Genomic DNA, 15,161 nt, shown 5'->3' on the forward strand with positions numbered 1-15,161 from the left:
TCGACACGCGGTCGATCGTCAGGCTTCGGACGGCAATCGGCCGAGGCGCACCGCGTCGACGAGAGCGGAGTGGTCCCGCTCGGTCTGGTCGGCGTAGAGCTTCGCGAATCGGGCGAAAGCGACATCCGCCTTGGCGCTCCCGCCGAGGTATCCGGCGATCATCGACGCTCCGCTCGTGCGCGCGTGACCCTTGGCGAGCAGCCGCCCGCACACCGCGACGTAGTCGGTCATGCCCGCGGCCCCGATGCTGTCGATCGGCACGGTGCCCTTCATGTTGCGGAACTGGCGCACGTAATACTGGCGTCCGGCGACCGTCGTCCACCCGAGCAGGGGGTCACTCACCGTCTGCAGCGCCTGCTGGTATTCGACGACGCGCTGACCCTGGTGGGCGTGCCACGCCGAATCGCCGTGCACGTGGGGCGCGACGACCGAGCGGCGCGCTTGCTTGAGCTGCAAGAAGATCACGTCGTCGGGACTGCTGCCCTCGCACAGCGCGACGTAGGCCCGCAGCCCGACGCTTCCGACGCCGACGACCTTGTGGGCGAAATCAACGAGCGTGTATCCCCCGACGACGCGCCGCCAGTGCGGGGTGAGCGTCTCGAGGTATTCGTCGAGTCCCGCCGCGAGCACGTCGGCGTCGTCGTCGTCGAGGTGGGTGATGAGCGGGGGCTCCTCGACGATCCGGCGACGGCCGCCCTCCTCGGTCGCGAATCGCGGCAGGGCGCGGTCGCTCGTGCGCTTGCGCGCGCGCGTCGCCGCCTTATCGACACCGCGGTGAAGCGAGGCGTCGGTGATGACGGATTGCAGGGCGTCGACATCCACTCGCTCGAACGATCGCGAGAGCAACGGCTTCGTCGAGAGGTCGGCGATCTGATGGCGGTAGCTCCCCACGCACGACAGCACGGCCGCTTCGCACTGGTCCTCGCTGAAGCCGTTCTGCCGACCGGCGACCCAGATGCTCGCGGCGAGGCGCCGGAGATCCCACTCCCACGATCCCGGGTGCGCTTCGTCGAAGTCGTTGAGGTCGATCACGAGGTCTCGCTCGGGCGACGCGTAGAACCCGAAGTTGCCCACGTGGGCGTCGCCGCAGATGACGGGCGTGATGCCGGTCGCGGGGAGCGCCGCGAGGTCTTCGGCCATCACGACGGCGCTTCCGCGCAGAAAACCGTAGGGGGATGCGAGCATCCGCCCCACTCGCAGCGGAACGAGTCGATCGAGCCTGCCCTCGTGCGAGCGGATGATCGACTCGATGGGGTCGACGCGATCGTGCGGCGCCGTCCAGTCGCCGAGCGTAGACCGCGGCACGTCTTTGCGCATCGCCTTGCCGAGCGCGACCCTCTCGGTGCGCGGGGTCGGCCGGTGTCGCAGCGAGGCGTAGGCGTCACCGCTCACCGCGCGGTGCACGACGTGTCCCGTCGGGGCTATCGAGTCGTCGGGAAGCGTCGCCATGTGTCTACTGTGTCAGGTCGACCGCGGGTCGCCGCGCGAGTCACGCGCCGGGGCGCACCGCGTCGAACGCCGTGCGCACGAGCGCGACGGCGTCGTCGACCTCGACGTCGAGGTGCAGCATGCGGCGGGCGAATTCGAGGGATGCCTCGTGCGCGAGACGAGCGCTCCCCTCGCCGGGCGCGGCCACGAACGAGCCGCTCCGCCCCCGCGTCACGATGACGCCGTCGCTCTCGAGCGCACGGTAGCTCTTGGCGACCGTGTTGACCGCGACACCGAGCTCGGCCGCGAGCTGCCGCACCGTGGGGAGTTTCGACCCCGCGAGCATCCGCCCGTCGCGCACGGCGTCGACGACGCACAGGCGCACCTGTTCGAACGGCGGCACTGACGACTTCGGGTCGATCGAGATGGGCACGGTCATGCGTCGAGTTAACCCGGGGTGGCCGCTGAGCGCACACGCGACGGCCCGCTCGTCGCAAAACGATCATTCCCTGTGAGCGGCTGATCTAGAATAATTCCAAGTAACGTCACGGCCTGTCGTCCGCGGTCGTGAAGAGAGGCATGAACATGGGCAAGCTCATCTACGGTCCCCAGGGGTCCGAGATCACGATCGACGACAACACCCTCTCTCACGTGAAGGCCGTGGTGATCGCGAAGCTGCGACGCCGGGAGAACTTCGCGTTCTCGTGGCACGGAGACGACTCGAGCGAGTACGGCCGCACCACGATCTGGATCAGCCACTCGATTCCCCTGCAGTTTCTCTTCGATGACGCCGCGCAGCCGGAACTGAACCGCCGCTGGGTCGAACTGCTCGTCAAGTCTGCGGACTCCCCGGCCGGGCTCCATCTGCTGCCCGAGCCCGCAGCCGCCGAGCCCGCGACGGTCTGATCGCGGCCTGACCCGGCCTGGCTCGGAGTCACTACCCACTCGAAAAGAAGCGGCCGCGAGCACGACTTTCGGGTTCGTGCCCGCGACCGAATCTTGTATCCAGCGGATCGGGCATCCGGTGGAGGGGGCGGAACCGGGGGAAGTTCCGCCGGATCAAGCTTGGGGGACAAGCCGTGTCCGCACAATGCCCCACATGGCACCAGTTCGGGGGGTGCCCGAATGATGCGGCCCGTGGGTGCGTAATATTCGCGGATGCCCGACACCGGTCGCTGAGAATGGAGCCATGACGACAGCCTCCGACACCTCCGTTCTCACCCTCCCGGTTCTCGACCTCAGCCGACTCGACGACGGCGAGGCCGAAGCCGACGCCTTCCGTGCCGAACTACGACAGGCGACCCACGACTACGGGTTCTTCTATCTCACGGGTCACGGGGTGCCCGACGATCTCGTCGAGAGCGTCATGAGCACCGCGCGCTCGTTCTTCGCCCTTCCCGAAGCCGACAAGCTCGCGATCGAGAACCTCCAGAGCCCGCACTTCCGCGGCTACACGCGGGTGGGTGGCGAGCTGACCCAGGGCAAGGTCGACTGGCGCGAGCAGATCGACATCGGCCCCGAGCGTGCCGCGGTGCCGAAGGCGCCGGGAACCCCCGACTACTTCGTGCTCCAGGGGCCCAACCAGTGGCCGACCGCCCTGCCCGAACTCGAGCAGAACATCACCCGGTGGCACGACGAGCTCAGCGCCGTGGCCCTCAAACTCATGCGCGCGTGGGCCGTCTCCCTCGGCGCCGACGAGCACGTCTTCGACGACGCCTTCGCGACCGACTCGTCGACGCTCATCAAGATCGTGCGCTACCCGGGCAAGTCCGACCCCGAGCCGAAGCAGGGAGTGGGCGCACACAAGGACTCGGGCGTGCTCACCCTGCTCTACGTCGAGGAGGGCAAGGCCGGTCTGCAGGTCGAGAAGGACGGGGAGTGGATCGACGCGCCGCCCCTCGACGGCGCGTTCGTCGTCAACATCGGCGAGCTCCTCGAGGTCGCGACCAACGGCTACCTCAAGGCGACCGTGCACCGCGTGATCTCGCCGAGCATCGGAGACGACCGCATCTCGATCCCGTTCTTCTACAGCCCCGCCCTCGACGGAACCATCCCCGTGCTCCCGCTCCCCGACGGGCTCGAGGCTCCGGGAATCTCGGTCGACCCGCAGAACCCGATCTTCTCGACCTACGGGGAGAACGCCCTCAAGAGCCGCTTGCGCGCGCACCCCGATGTCGCCGCCATCCACCACCCGGAGTTGCTCGCCCCCTGAACGAGCGGATGTCGTCGACCGCGTCGTGATCGCGGTCGGCGACCTCTAGGGCTGCAGCCTCTCGAGGTGCCACCCGCCGGCCTCCGCGGTGAACCGGAGTCGATCGTGCAGGCGTGACGTGCGGCCGTGCCAGAACTCGATCTCGCTCGGCGTCACGCGGAACGCGCCCCACCCCTCGGGCCTCGGCACGGGCCGCTCGCCGGCGAATCGGGTCTCGAGTTCGCGCACTCGTGCTTCGAGTTCGTCTCGGCTCGTGATCGGTTGCGACTGCTCGCTCGCGAGCGCCGCGATCTGGGATCCTCGGGGTCGAGCGGCGAAGTAGGCGTCACTGACGTCCGCCGATGCGGGTGTCGCGTGCCCAACGACGACCACTTGTCGCTGCATCGAGAACCACGGGAAGACGATCGAGACCGCGGGGTTCGCGAGCAGCGCGCGGCCCTTGCGCGAGGAGTAGTTGGTCACGAACTCGAAGCCGGTGGCGTCGAGCCCCTTGAGCAGCACCGTGCGACTGCTCACCGTTCCCCCGGCATCGACCGTGCTCACAATCATCGCGTTGGGCTCGTAGAGGCCGTGGGCCTCGGCATCCTCGAGCCAGCGCCGGAATGTGGCCATCGGGTCGGTGCCGACATCGGCCTCGTCGAGAGGCTCCGACCCGTAGTCGGTGTGGCGGTCGAGCGAGTCCATGGGGTCCCCGTCAGGCGTCGTGTTCTGGTCGGTCTTCGGTGCTCGGTGGTCTGCGACCGGGGCGTCAGTCGCTCGTGGCGAAGTCGCCGGGCAAGACCTCGTGGGCTCCCGCGAAGGGGTTGCCGAACCGGTGCGCGGTGATGCTCACCGATTGCTCCCGCAGGAACGGCAGCAGTTCGATGCGCCCCTCGGTCGTCACGGGGCCGGCGTAGATCGCGACGTCGGGCGAACCGCCGACGGCCGCGGCGAGGTCGGAGGCCGATCCGCCGATGAGGCGGATGCGCTCGGGCAGCTCCCCCGCGTGCAAGCGCACGGCGAAGGCGGCGTCGGTCTCGACGACGAGGTCGTCGATCTCGAGCGGGGTGTCGTCGGCACGGAAGAGCGACACGAGCCCCGCGGCCACGGGTGTCGCCGAACTCACCGTGACCGTCGCGCGCGCGCGGGTCGCCGCCGCGAGGATGCGCACGAGGTCGGCGGGAGCAGAGCCGTCGGCGAGGCGCACCGTCACGCGCGCACGGCGGTAGCGGAACACGTTTCGCTCCGACGGGATCGCCGAGACGTCCCGCTCGACGTCGAACTCGGTCGCCCACGCCTTCTCGTCGCTGCGCGCGGCCGCACGCACGCGATCGAACTCGACGAAGTCCATCGCCGGTTGCGCCGCCTCGATCACGCGGGCGACGCGACCGCTCACTCCCGAGAGCACGACGGAGCTCGACGGCTCTGCGGTCACGGGCGCCACGCCTCCGAGGGTGAACAGGTAGTTGGGGCCACCCGCCTTCGCGCTCGTGCCGACGGTCGACCTCTTCCAGCCTCCGAAGGGCTGACGGCGCACGATCGCCCCGGTGATCCCCCGGTTGACATAGAGATTTCCCGCTTCGACGGCGTCGGCCCACTGCGCGACCTCGTCGCTGTCGAGAGAGTGGATGCCCGCGGTGAGGCCGTAGTCGGAGGCGTTCTGCAACTCGATCGCCTCATCGAGGCTCGCGGCGCTCATGATGCCGAGCACGGGACCGAAGTACTCGGTGCGGTGGAACTCGCTCCCCGGTGCGACGCCGTCGCGCACCCCCGGCGACCACAGGCGACCAGACGTGTCGAGCTTGCGCGGCTCGACGAGCCAGGTCTCCCCCTCTCCGAGTCGGGTCAGGGCGCCCAGGAGTTTGCCCGACGGCTCCTCGATGACGGGACCCATGACGGTCGTCGCGTCGTGCGGCCACCCGACCCTCAGGGTGCGCACCGAGTCGACGAGCTGGCGGCGGAACCGCTCCGATCGCGCGACCGATCCGACGAGGATCACGAGAGACGCGGCCGAGCACTTCTGCCCCGCGTGACCGAAGGCGCTGCGCACGACATCGGCGACAGCGAGGTCGAGGTCGGCGCTCGGAGTCACGACGATCGCGTTCTTGCCACTCGTCTCGGCGAGCACGGGGAGGTCGGGGCGCCAACTGCGGAAGAGGGCGGCGGTCTCCCAACCGCCCGTGAGGATCACGCGGTCGACGTGCGGGTGAGCCACGAGTTCGCGCCCGAGGTCGCCCTCCTCGATGTCGACGAACGAGAGGATGTCGCGCGGAACCCCGCTCGCCCACAGGGCGGAGACCATGACCGCAGCGCTGCGGCGGGCTTGCGGCGCCGGCTTGATGATGACGCCCGAGCCCGAGGCGAGAGCCGCGAGAACGCTCCCGGCGGGGATCGCGACGGGGAAGTTCCAGGGCGGCGTCACGACGATGAGCTTCGACGGCACGAACGTCGCCGACTCGAGCCTGTCGAGGTCTTCGGCGCGATCGGCGTAGTAGCGCGCGAAGTCGATCGCTTCGCTCACTTCGACGTCGCCCTCGGCGATGGTCTTGCCGGTCTCGGCCGCCATGACCTCGATGAGGTCGGCGCGAGCGTCTTCGAGCCCGTCGGCTGCGGCGCGGAGAACCCTCGCGCGCGTCTCGCCGCGACGCTCCCCCCACGCGGACCCTGCCGCCGCAGTGCTTCGGATGATGGTCTCGAGACTCGTCGAGTCGTCGATGCGCGCGGACTCGACGACATCCGCTCCGAGGCGGGAGCCCGGCACCCTCGAGAGGATGCGCGCGGCCCAGGCCCGGTTGGCGGCGACGGCCGGGTCGGTGTCCGCCGTGTTCGCGAACGACTCCGGAGCCGGGGCCGCGGGGTGGGCCCGGTTCTGCACGCGGTGGGATGCGGGCACGCTCGGCTCGAGGCGCGTCAGGGATTCGAGGAACCTCTCGGCCTCCCGATCGAAGATCTCGGGCGACGTGCGCAGTTCGAAGACTCCCGACATGAAGTTCTCGGTGCTCGCGTTCTCTTCGAGCCTCCGCACGAGATACGAGATCGCGGAGTCGAACTCCGTCGGGCGCACGACGGGCGTGTAGAGCAGGAGCCCGCCGACATCGCGGCGCACGGCATCCGCTTGACCCGTGGCCATGCCGAGAAGCATCTCGAAGTCGATGCGTGATTCGACTCCGCGGTGTTTCGCGAGCAGCCACGCGAACGCGACATCGAAGAGGTTATGACCCGCGACCCCGATGCGCACGGCATCGGTGCGCTCGCGCGTGAAAGCCCAGTCGAGCACGCGCTTGTAGTTGGTGTCGGTCTCGACCTTCGACGAGTAGGTCGCGAGCGGCCAGTGGTGCATCTCGGAGTCGACGTGCTCCATCGCGAGATTCGCGCCCTTCACGACCCTGACCTTGATTCCCGCCCCGCCGCGAGCGCGCCGCGCGGTCGCCCACTCGGTGAGCCCCTGGAGTGCCGAGAGGGCGTCGGGCAGGTAGGCCTGCAAGACGATGCCCGCCTCGAGACCGACGAGCCGCGGGTTGTCGAGGATGCGTTCGAAGACCGCGATCGTGAGGTCGAGGTCGCGGAACTCCTCCATGTCGAGGTTGATGAACTTCGGGGTCGGAGACGACGCCGCGAACTCGTAGAGCGGCGTGAGCCGCTCGACCACGCGAGTCACGGTCTCGTCGAACGCCCACATCGACAGTTGGCTCGCGACAGACGACACCTTGATCGACACGTAGTCGACGTCGTCTCGTTCGAGGAGCTCGCGCGTGCCCGCGAGTCGGCGATCGGCCTCGTCGTCGCCGAGCACGGCTTCGCCGAGGAGGTTGAGGTTGAGCCGCACGCCGTCGGTGCGCAGCTTCTCGATCGCCGGCCCGAGCTTGGTCGGTGTCGCGTCGATGATGAGGTGCCCCACCATGCGACGAAGCACGGCACGCGCGATCGGAACGATCGGCCACGGGATGAGGGGCGCGAATCCGCCGCCGAGCTGGATCGCGAAGCGCATGTACCACGGCAGGAACCTCGGGATCGCGCGCGAGAGCTCCTCGAGATTCTTTCCCGCCACCCGCAGATCTTCGGGCCGCACGACGCGGTCGACGAAGCCGAGAGTGAAGTCGAGCCCGCGGGGATCCTTGAGCACACCCGCAAGCCGTTCGGCCGACGCGTCGGTCGCGACATCCGCGCTCTCGTCGAGCCAGCGGCGCACGGTCGCGATCGTCTGAGACGAGATATCGGGGGGTCGTACTGTCGCTCCAGCGAGCTCATTCGGCATGATCTCGACCCTAAACCTCCCGGCCACGGGTTCGCTGTCGCCCACCCCGCCGTCCCGGGTTTGCGGGCCACCGTTCGCCAGTCAGACTGGCCCCATGAGACTCACGACCCTGCGCATCGACGGCTCCACCCGAGCGGCGATCGTCGACGGCGACTCGACCGTGCTGCTCGACCACGCCGATGTCGGAGACCTCCTCCGGTCGGGGGTCGACCTCGGAGCGCTCGCATCGACGGGTGAGCGCGGCCCCGATTTCGCCGGCGCCGACCTCGCGCCGCTCATCGTCACCCCGGGCAAGATCGTGTGTGTCGGGCAGAACTATCGCGGGCACATCGCGGAGCTCGGAAACACGGTGCTCGACCACCCGACCCTGTTCGCGAAGTACACGACGGCTCTCGTCGGAGCGCGCGACGACATCCGCTTGCCCACCGTTTCGGAGCAGGCCGATTGGGAGGCCGAACTCACGATCGTGATCGGCACGGCCGTGTCGAACGCGGATGCAGCGACTGCGCGCGCCGCTATCGCCGGCTACACGGTGTCGAACGACGTATCGGTGCGCGACTGGCAGCGGCGCACCTCGCAGTTTCTGCAGGGCAAGACCTTCGACGCCACGACTCCACTCGGACCCGTGCTCGTGACTGTCGACGAGATCGGCACCGAGCCGGACCTGCGAATCGAAACGCGAGTGGACGGCGTGGTGAAACAGTCGTCGTCGACATCGGACATGCTCTTCGGTGTCGTCGAGATCGTCGAGTACGTCTCGCAGTGCATGAGCCTCGCCCCCGGCGACGTCATCCTCACGGGAACGCCGGCGGGCGTCGGTGCCGGCCGCGACCCGCAGGAGTTCCTCGCGCCGGGGATGGTCGTCGAGTGCTCGATCGAGCGCATCGGGTCGACGCGGACCACGTGCGTGCGCGCCGGAAGCGCCGCCTGACGCGGCGCTTCCGGACGCACCAGGCTCAGCTCGCGCGCAGCGGGGCGAGCGCGCCCGACCAGGCCTCGAGCTGGTCGAGCATCGGGGTGAGGGTGCTCGCCTGGAAGTCGCGCGGGGTGAACTCCGAGTAGTTGACGAAGTCGTCGGCGAGGGTCAGGGCCACTTGCGAGCGCACCGAGGCGAGCTGCAGTTCTGCGGCGATGAGACGCAGGTTCTCGACCGCGCGCACGCCGCCGACACTGCCGTAGCCGACGAAACCGACGGCCTTGTTGTTCCACTCGCCGTAGATGAAATCGAGGGCGTTCTTGAGTGCGCCGGATGTCGCGTGGTTGTACTCGGGCGTCACGAAGACGTAGCCGTCGAACTCCGCGATCTTGGCCGCCCACGCCTGGGTGTGCGCGTTCGCGTACTGGCCCATCGAAGCGGGAACGGGCTCGTCGAGCATCGGGAGCGCGAACGTCTCGAGGTCGACGAGTTCGTACTCCGCGGTGCCGCGCGTGGCGGCGTTCTCGAGCACCCAGTCGGCGACGGCGGCGCCGTTGCGTCCGGGGCGGGTGGTTCCGACGATGATCGCGATGCGAAGGGCCATGGAGATTCTCCTTGTGTGATGGTTCGACGTGGGCGGCGCGCGTCAGCGAGTGACGATCGGCCGCTGTTCCACTCTGTCGGTGGGGACCTGTGTCGGCGCCGAGAATATCGAGCCGAACGCGATCGACTATATATGCGTATGCATGGGAAGCGGTCGTGTCTCGAGGCGTCGGAGCGATCTCCCCAGCGAGTCAGGGAGTCAGGGAGTCAGGGAGTCAGGGAGTCAGGGAGTCAGCAGGATGCTCGCGGCGAGAGTCGCGGCGAGGGCGACACCCACGATCGCGAGCGCGCACACGAGCGTGACGATCGTCACGAGCGCGGTCCACGCCGAATTGCGGGGGGCGCCGCCGCGGGCTCGCTCATCGACGTCGGGCCTCGACCGTGCGGCGCCCGTCGGAAACCGGCGCACGGCGACGACGAGGATCGTGCACGTGACCGCGAGCGCGAGCAGCGCCACGGGCGCGGCATCCGCCCGCAGAGCGGCGAGCGCGAGCACGACGCTGACCGCCGCGGCGGCGAGCCCCGTGCGCTGCCACGCGAGGGCCGTGCGCTCCGGTTGGAGCCCGGGGTCGCGCGTCATCCGGTCACCCGCCGCACGGCGTCACCGCGCGAGGGCGTCGATGAGCGCGTATGCCGCGAGCGCGACGGCCACGATCAGAACACCGCCGATGAGCCACGGGAGGGCGATCGGCGGGGGCAGCGGCAGGTCGAGCCGCAGCGCGCGCTCGGTCCGGCGCCAGGAGAAGAGCGCAGACACGGCGAGAGCGCCGCCCGAGAGGCACGCGAGCATCGCGACGATGTCGATGAACACCGAGAGGTCGGCGAACGCGGCGAGAGTCGAGAGCGCGACACCTCCCGCGACGAGGGCGAGACCCGTGCGCACCCACGCGAGGGCGGTGCGCTCGTTGGCGAGCGAGAAGCGCGCGTCGGGTTCGCTCCCAACCCCGTAGACGCTCACCGGGCGGCGGCGGTCGGGTGGACGCGCACCGGAGTCGTGGGGGGAGGAGGAGTCATCCATCAGCTCGAGCCTAGGGGCGTCCCCGCCGTCTTTGCCTCCCCCGAGCGCGCTCGGTAGGCTCGCCGGTGACGAGCACGGCCACCACGAGGAGAAGAAGATGGGTCAATTCGACCAGTTCGCGAACCAGGGTGGCGCAGCGGCGTGGGACCCCGACGAGGCCGCCGAAGCCAAGAGGGTCGCCGAAGAGCAACTGCAGAACGCCGACTACGCCGGCGACCTCCCCGAGCCCCTCGGCTCGGCAGACGAGCCCGCTTCGACCGACCCCGCCTCCGCCGAGCGCGCACAGGACTAGTCACCCCGTGCCCCTCGGCTACGACCCCGACTTTCTCGGCGTCGCCGTCGAGCTGCCCGAGACGGACGTGCGCCCCGACGACCTCGCGACGCTCGACTACACGCACTTCACGGTCGTGCTCGATCGCGAGCGCCGGCTCGCTCGACTCACGGCCGTCAACATCGACGGTGCGCTCCTGCGCGATGTGAGCCGCGGTGACGACTGGTTTCTCGACGACAGGGTCGCGGCGATCGAGCAGGCCGGGCCGGACGTCTATTCGTCGAACGACTTCGACCGCGGCCACCTCGTGCGGCGCCGGGACCCCGTGTGGGGTCCGGACGCCGAGCGGGCCAATCGCGACACCTTCAGTTACGCCAACGCCGCCCCGCAGGTCAACACGTTCAACCAGTCGAAGGACCTGTGGCTCGGACTCGAGGACTACCTGCTCGGCACGGCGGCGGCATCCGAAGGCCGACTGACGGTCATGACCGCACCGGTCTTCGACGAGGCCGACCGGGAGTACCGCGGTGTGCGCATCCCGCAGCTGTTCTGGAAGATCGCCGTGTGGCTTGCAGACGGCGAACTCGCGAGCACGGCCTACCTACTCGACCAGAGCGACCTCATCGACGACGTCATCCGGCGGGGGGCGGATGACGGCGCCGAACCGGGAGCCTTCCGCACGTTCCAGGTCGCCGTCGCGCAGATCGCCGAGCTCACCGGCTTCGAGCTCTCTGCGCTCGAGAGCGTCGATCGTTTCGCCCGGCGCGGCATCGCGGATTCGAGTGGAGAGCTGCCCGCGCCCCTCGAGCTGGCTGCGTTCGACGACATCCTGCTCCGCTGATCGCGGCTCCGTGTCTGGGGCGAGTTCACGCCGAGAGGTTCGTCGGGAGCGTGAGGATCTCCGCTCCCCGGTCCGTGATCGCGATCGTGTGCTCGCTGTGGGCGGTTCGGCTTCCGGTCGCACTGCGAAGGGTCCACCCGTCGGCGTCGGTCACGAGTTCGGCGGTGTCTGCCATGATCCAGGGTTCGAGTGCGAGCATCAGGCCGGGGCGGAGTCGGTATCCGCGACCCGCGCGCCCGTCGTTCGAGACGTGGGGGTCCTGATGCATCGTCGAGCCGATGCCGTGTCCGCCGTACTCGAGATTGATGGCGTAGCCCGCGCCGGAGAGCACATCTCCGATCGCCGCCGAGATGTCGCCGATGCGCGCACCGGGCTCCGCCGCTGCGATTCCCGCCGCCAGCGCCCGCTCGGTGACCTCGATGAGGTCGAGACTCTCGCGCGCAACCGAGGCACCCACGACGAAGCTGATCGCGGAGTCGGCCGCCATCCCGTTCTTCGTCACCGCGAGGTCGAGAGTGAGCAGGTCGCCATCGGCGAGGGAGTAGTCGTGGGGCATGCCGTGGAGCACCGCGTCATTGACCGCGGTGCAGATGTAGTGACCGAAGGGTCCGTTGCCGAACGACGGTGCGTAATCGACGTAACAGGATTGCGCGCCCGCCTCTCCGATGAGCGCTTTCGCCCAGCTGTCGATGTCGAGGAGGTTGGTGCCGACACCGATGCGGTTCTTCAGCGCCTGCAGGATGTCGCCCACCACGCCGCCGGCGACGCGGGCACGATCCAGCTCGGCCCGGGTGAAGATCTCGATCATGAGCAGCCCTCCGCCGACCTATAACAATACCGGCCCAACTATACCGTCATGATCATGCCACGGGTGCGTCGCCGCGGGCTAGGATCGCCCCATGGTCAGGCTCCCACTCTCCCCCGCCGAACTCGAGAGAGGTCGCAGGCTCGGAGCGCTGCTCCGCCAGGCGAGGGGTGACCGGTCGATACTCGACGTCGCTCTCGATGCGGGGGTCTCGCCCGAGACTCTGCGCAAGATCGAGACGGGGCGCATCGCCACCCCCGCCTTTCCGACCATCGCGGCGATCGCTGTCGCTCTCGACATCTCACTCGACGCGGTGTGGGCAGACATCCGCGATCCTGCCGACCGCACCCGGGTGGCTTCCTGACTCGCTAGTGCGCGCGGTGGTCTTGGATCGTCATGCGCGGCCCGAACTTCGGCTTCGCGAAACCGCTCGACTCGATGAGTCTCATGACACGCTGACGGTGACCGCGCCACGGCTCGAGGAGCTCGAGCATGCCGTCGTCGTCGACGGGCTCGCCGACAAGAGCCCAGCCCACGAGGGCGGGCAAGTGGTAGTCGCCGACGCTCACCGCGTCTGGGTCGCCGTGTGAACGCTGGGTCGTCTCGGCGGCCGTCCAGACGCCGACCCCCGGAACCGAACGGATCTTTCGAGCGATCTCCTCCCCTCCCCGGCCGAGCGCGAGGGTGCGCTCGAGGCCGGGGGCGACGGATGCCGCGGCGAGCACGGTTCTCGACCGCCGCGGGTCGACCCCCGCGCGGTGCCAGTCCCACGACGGGATGAGCGACCACGCGCGCGGGGACGGCGCGACACGCATCCCCTCCGGCGCGGGGCCCGGGGCGGCCTCCCCGTGCTGGGCCACGAGGGTGCGCCACGCGCGCCGCGCCTCCACCGTCGTGACCTTCTGCTCGAGGATCGCGGGCACGAGCATCTCGAACACGAGCCCCACGCGCACGAGCCGCAGACCGGGGCTGCGGCGCCGAGCATCATGGAGGAAGGGGTGGGCGCTCACGTCGAAGCCGTCGTCGTCGTCGCCTTCGCCGACCATCCCCGGAACGAGGTCGAGCGCCGCGTCGCACCCGGCCCCCCACGCGCTCGCGCGCACGGCCCCCGCGCCGCGATCGACCTCGAGGTGCAGGGTCGCGGTGCCGTCGACCGTGCGCAGCGTGCGCCACACTCCCGACCCCACCCACCGCATGGTCGGGTCGGATCGCCCGCGACTGAGCGGCCGCAGGGTGAGCGCGAGATCGACCGGCCGGGGTGTCGCCCACGTGCGTGAGGCCGACCTCGGCACCGCTGCGGGATCGTGCGCCGCGCCGCCGGAGGAGGTCATGCTGCCATTGTGTCGCGGGAGCCCGACATCCGTCCGAGTGCGTCGACGTGTGCTCGGTGAGGTGCCCGGCTCCCGCGACGTAGTGTGGTGCGGTGGCCGTGCCGAAGATCATCCTGTTCTACGCCTTCGCCCCGCTCGCCGACCCCGATGCCGTGCGCCTGTGGCAGCGCGATCTGTGCGCGTCGCTCGGGTTGCGCGGCCGCATCCTCATCTCGAAGCACGGCATCAACGCGACCGTCGGCGGCGAACTCCGCGACGTCAAGCGCTACGTGCGCACGACCCGCGAGTACGCCCCGTTCCGCGACATCGACGTCAAGTGGAGCGAGGGCATCGGCGACGACTTCCCCCGGCTGAGCGTGCGCGTGCGCGACGAGCTCGTGAGCTTCGGCGCCCCGCACGAGGTCGCGGTCGACGAGAGCGGCGTCGTCGGTGGAGGCACACGCGTGAGCCCCGAGCAGCTGCACGAGCTCGTCGCCGAGAAAGACGTCACCTTCTTCGACGGCCGCAACCGCATCGAGGCCGAGATCGGTCACTTCGAGAACGCCGTGATCCCGGATGTCTCGACCACGCGCGAATTCGTCGCCGAACTCGACAGCGGGCGCTACGACCATCTCAAGAACTCGCCCATCGTGACCTACTGCACGGGCGGCATCCGCTGCGAAGTGCTCAGCTCGCTCATGATCGCGCGCGGCTTCTCGGAGGTCTACCAACTCGATGGCGGCATCGTGCGCTACGGCGAGCGCTACGGCGACTCGGGCCTCTGGAAGGGGTCGCTCTACGTCTTCGACGAGCGGCTCTCGATGGACTTCACGGATGACGCGGCCGTCGTCGGCCGCTGCTTCGTGTGCGAGGCACCCTCGAAGACCACCGTCAACTGCCGCGACCTGTCGTGTCGCGTGCAGATGGTCGCGTGCGGCGAGCATGCGAGCGTCGCCGCGTGCCCCGAACACCGCGAGGCGCTCGAGATCGTGCGCGGCGCCTCAGGCGAGAGCGGCGAGCACAGCAGCACACGCTGACTCGCACCGGCGGCACGCTTCGGCGCAGACGGCGCAGTGCTCGTGCATGTCGGCGTGTTGCTCGCAATCGTCGGCGCACTTCGCGCACGCGACCCGGCATGCCTCCACGAGCGCGCGCACGATGTCCGCGTCGAACCCGGTCGAGCGCGAGAGGACCCGCGCGGTCGTCGCACAGATGTCGGCGCACTGCAGGTCTGTGCTGATGCACTCGACGAGGTCGGCGACCATGTCTTCGGCGAGGCAGGCATCCGCACACGCCGCACAGACTGCCGAACAGTCGAGACACGCCTGGATGCACTCGGCGAGAAGGGCTCCGTCGATGGCGGGGCGGTCTTTCGGGTAGGTGTCGAGCATGCGGGAGATGAGCGTCATCGGTAACTCCTCAGAGGTCGGGCCTGTGTCGGCACACGGTCGGTGCTTCGACGATACGCACAGGATGCCGGCGAGATAACCCCCTGGTGCGTCTGCCGTCGCGAACTACTCTGA

General features: G+C 69.3%; 17 protein-coding genes. 7 read left to right on the forward strand and 10 right to left on the reverse strand.

Features of this window, described 5'->3' with window-relative positions:
- Positions 1 to 18: 18 nt before the first annotated feature.
- Together ACLHIH_RS09530 and ACLHIH_RS09535 are read right to left on the reverse strand one after the other, a co-directional pair.
- Entirely contained in the window at positions 19 to 1,449 is a 1,431-nt protein-coding gene (locus tag ACLHIH_RS09530) for a DUF2252 domain-containing protein (protein WP_411316560.1), read from the reverse strand.
- Between the two features lie 40 nt (positions 1,450 to 1,489).
- On the reverse strand, positions 1,490 to 1,867 hold the full coding sequence (locus ACLHIH_RS09535; RefSeq protein ID WP_411316561.1) for a GntR family transcriptional regulator: 378 nt from the start codon (positions 1,865 to 1,867) through the stop codon (positions 1,490 to 1,492).
- A 140-nt stretch (positions 1,868 to 2,007) separates the two neighbouring features.
- On the opposite strand from ACLHIH_RS09535, the gene ACLHIH_RS09540 reads away from it, so the two are divergent.
- Positions 2,008 to 2,334, forward strand: coding sequence for a hypothetical protein (locus ACLHIH_RS09540; RefSeq protein ID WP_411316562.1), 327 nt, complete (start codon positions 2,008 to 2,010; stop codon positions 2,332 to 2,334).
- A gap of 283 nt (positions 2,335 to 2,617) precedes the next feature.
- A complete protein-coding gene (locus ACLHIH_RS09545) occupies positions 2,618 to 3,640 on the forward strand; it encodes an isopenicillin N synthase family dioxygenase (protein ID WP_411316563.1) in 1,023 nt (340 codons plus the stop codon).
- Between the two features lie 45 nt (positions 3,641 to 3,685).
- On the opposite strand, the gene pdxH is transcribed toward ACLHIH_RS09545, so the two are convergent.
- A complete protein-coding gene (gene pdxH, locus ACLHIH_RS09550) occupies positions 3,686 to 4,324 on the reverse strand; it encodes a pyridoxamine 5'-phosphate oxidase (RefSeq protein WP_411316564.1) in 639 nt (212 codons plus the stop codon).
- Between the two features lie 64 nt (positions 4,325 to 4,388).
- Positions 4,389 to 7,874, reverse strand: coding sequence for a bifunctional proline dehydrogenase/L-glutamate gamma-semialdehyde dehydrogenase (locus ACLHIH_RS09555; protein WP_411316565.1), 3,486 nt, complete (start codon positions 7,872 to 7,874; stop codon positions 4,389 to 4,391).
- Positions 7,875 to 7,968: 94 nt separating this feature from the next.
- Here ACLHIH_RS09555 and ACLHIH_RS09560 point away from each other — a divergent pair, with 94 nt between their 5' ends.
- Complete coding sequence (locus ACLHIH_RS09560) at positions 7,969 to 8,805, forward strand: fumarylacetoacetate hydrolase family protein (protein ID WP_411316566.1); 837 nt, start codon at positions 7,969 to 7,971, stop codon at positions 8,803 to 8,805.
- A gap of 25 nt (positions 8,806 to 8,830) precedes the next feature.
- Here ACLHIH_RS09560 and ACLHIH_RS09565 read toward each other — a convergent pair whose 3' ends face one another.
- The 3 genes from ACLHIH_RS09565 to ACLHIH_RS09575 form a co-directional block, all read right to left on the reverse strand.
- Positions 8,831 to 9,394 carry an NADPH-dependent FMN reductase gene (locus ACLHIH_RS09565; RefSeq protein ID WP_411316567.1) on the reverse strand — a complete coding sequence of 188 codons (564 nt, stop codon included), beginning with the start codon at positions 9,392 to 9,394 and terminating at the stop codon, positions 8,831 to 8,833.
- 222 nt (positions 9,395 to 9,616) lie between these two features.
- Positions 9,617 to 9,973: a DUF202 domain-containing protein gene (locus tag ACLHIH_RS09570; RefSeq protein ID WP_411316568.1), complete on the reverse strand. Its 357-nt coding sequence runs from the start codon at positions 9,971 to 9,973 to the stop codon at positions 9,617 to 9,619.
- A gap of 21 nt (positions 9,974 to 9,994) precedes the next feature.
- Complete coding sequence (locus tag ACLHIH_RS09575; protein ID WP_411316569.1) at positions 9,995 to 10,411, reverse strand: YidH family protein; 417 nt, start codon at positions 10,409 to 10,411, stop codon at positions 9,995 to 9,997.
- A gap of 97 nt (positions 10,412 to 10,508) precedes the next feature.
- Here ACLHIH_RS09575 and ACLHIH_RS09580 point away from each other — a divergent pair, with 97 nt between their 5' ends.
- Both ACLHIH_RS09580 and ACLHIH_RS09585 read left to right on the forward strand, forming a co-directional pair.
- On the forward strand, positions 10,509 to 10,703 hold the full coding sequence (locus ACLHIH_RS09580; protein ID WP_411316570.1) for a hypothetical protein: 195 nt from the start codon (positions 10,509 to 10,511) through the stop codon (positions 10,701 to 10,703).
- Between the two features lie 7 nt (positions 10,704 to 10,710).
- Complete coding sequence (locus ACLHIH_RS09585; RefSeq protein WP_411316571.1) at positions 10,711 to 11,523, forward strand: DNA/RNA non-specific endonuclease; 813 nt, start codon at positions 10,711 to 10,713, stop codon at positions 11,521 to 11,523.
- 25 nt (positions 11,524 to 11,548) lie between these two features.
- On the opposite strand, the gene map is transcribed toward ACLHIH_RS09585, so the two are convergent.
- Entirely contained in the window at positions 11,549 to 12,331 is a 783-nt protein-coding gene (gene map / locus ACLHIH_RS09590; protein ID WP_411316572.1) for a type I methionyl aminopeptidase, read from the reverse strand.
- A 91-nt stretch (positions 12,332 to 12,422) separates the two neighbouring features.
- Between map and ACLHIH_RS09595 the strand changes: the two genes are divergently transcribed.
- Positions 12,423 to 12,692: a helix-turn-helix domain-containing protein gene (locus tag ACLHIH_RS09595; protein WP_411316573.1), complete on the forward strand. Its 270-nt coding sequence runs from the start codon at positions 12,423 to 12,425 to the stop codon at positions 12,690 to 12,692.
- A gap of 4 nt (positions 12,693 to 12,696) precedes the next feature.
- Here ACLHIH_RS09595 and ACLHIH_RS09600 read toward each other — a convergent pair whose 3' ends face one another.
- Positions 12,697 to 13,659, reverse strand: a complete 963-nt coding sequence (locus ACLHIH_RS09600; protein WP_411316574.1) for a DNA-3-methyladenine glycosylase family protein — start codon at positions 13,657 to 13,659, stop codon at positions 12,697 to 12,699.
- A 92-nt stretch (positions 13,660 to 13,751) separates the two neighbouring features.
- Here ACLHIH_RS09600 and ACLHIH_RS09605 point away from each other — a divergent pair, with 92 nt between their 5' ends.
- Positions 13,752 to 14,675: a rhodanese-related sulfurtransferase gene (locus ACLHIH_RS09605; RefSeq protein WP_411316575.1), complete on the forward strand. Its 924-nt coding sequence runs from the start codon at positions 13,752 to 13,754 to the stop codon at positions 14,673 to 14,675.
- Here ACLHIH_RS09605 and ACLHIH_RS09610 read toward each other — a convergent pair.
- Positions 14,640 to 15,047 carry a four-helix bundle copper-binding protein gene (locus tag ACLHIH_RS09610; RefSeq protein WP_411316576.1) on the reverse strand — a complete coding sequence of 136 codons (408 nt, stop codon included), beginning with the start codon at positions 15,045 to 15,047 and terminating at the stop codon, positions 14,640 to 14,642. The two genes, ACLHIH_RS09605 and ACLHIH_RS09610, sit on opposite strands and share 36 nt — an antisense overlap.
- Positions 15,048 to 15,161: the final 114 nt, after the last annotated feature.

The organism is Marisediminicola sp. LYQ134 (assembly GCF_046599635.1).
Taxonomy (GTDB): Bacteria; Actinomycetota; Actinomycetes; order Actinomycetales; family Microbacteriaceae; genus Marisediminicola.

Bases quoted from the DNA above. Each gene is read 5' to 3' on its own strand.
- map (WP_411316572.1), bottom strand. From the start codon at position 12,331: ATGATCGAGATCTTCACCCGGGCCGAGCTGGATCGTGCCCGCGTCGCC.
- ACLHIH_RS09580 (WP_411316570.1), top strand. From the start codon at position 10,509: ATGGGTCAATTCGACCAGTTCGCGAACCAGGGTGGCGCAGCGGCGTGG.
- ACLHIH_RS09535 (WP_411316561.1), bottom strand. From the start codon at position 1,867: ATGACCGTGCCCATCTCGATCGACCCGAAGTCGTCAGTGCCGCCGTTC.
- pdxH (WP_411316564.1), bottom strand. From the start codon at position 4,324: ATGGACTCGCTCGACCGCCACACCGACTACGGGTCGGAGCCTCTCGAC.
- ACLHIH_RS09555 (WP_411316565.1), bottom strand. From the start codon at position 7,874: ATGCCGAATGAGCTCGCTGGAGCGACAGTACGACCCCCCGATATCTCG.
- ACLHIH_RS09545 (WP_411316563.1), top strand. From the start codon at position 2,618: ATGACGACAGCCTCCGACACCTCCGTTCTCACCCTCCCGGTTCTCGAC.
- ACLHIH_RS09610 (WP_411316576.1), bottom strand. From the start codon at position 15,047: ATGACGCTCATCTCCCGCATGCTCGACACCTACCCGAAAGACCGCCCC.
- ACLHIH_RS09570 (WP_411316568.1), bottom strand. From the start codon at position 9,973: ATGACGCGCGACCCCGGGCTCCAACCGGAGCGCACGGCCCTCGCGTGG.
- ACLHIH_RS09560 (WP_411316566.1), top strand. From the start codon at position 7,969: ATGAGACTCACGACCCTGCGCATCGACGGCTCCACCCGAGCGGCGATC.
- ACLHIH_RS09565 (WP_411316567.1), bottom strand. From the start codon at position 9,394: ATGGCCCTTCGCATCGCGATCATCGTCGGAACCACCCGCCCCGGACGC.
- ACLHIH_RS09530 (WP_411316560.1), bottom strand. From the start codon at position 1,449: ATGGCGACGCTTCCCGACGACTCGATAGCCCCGACGGGACACGTCGTG.
- ACLHIH_RS09540 (WP_411316562.1), top strand. From the start codon at position 2,008: ATGAACATGGGCAAGCTCATCTACGGTCCCCAGGGGTCCGAGATCACG.
- ACLHIH_RS09600 (WP_411316574.1), bottom strand. From the start codon at position 13,659: ATGACCTCCTCCGGCGGCGCGGCGCACGATCCCGCAGCGGTGCCGAGG.
- ACLHIH_RS09575 (WP_411316569.1), bottom strand. From the start codon at position 10,411: ATGGATGACTCCTCCTCCCCCCACGACTCCGGTGCGCGTCCACCCGAC.
- ACLHIH_RS09595 (WP_411316573.1), top strand. From the start codon at position 12,423: ATGGTCAGGCTCCCACTCTCCCCCGCCGAACTCGAGAGAGGTCGCAGG.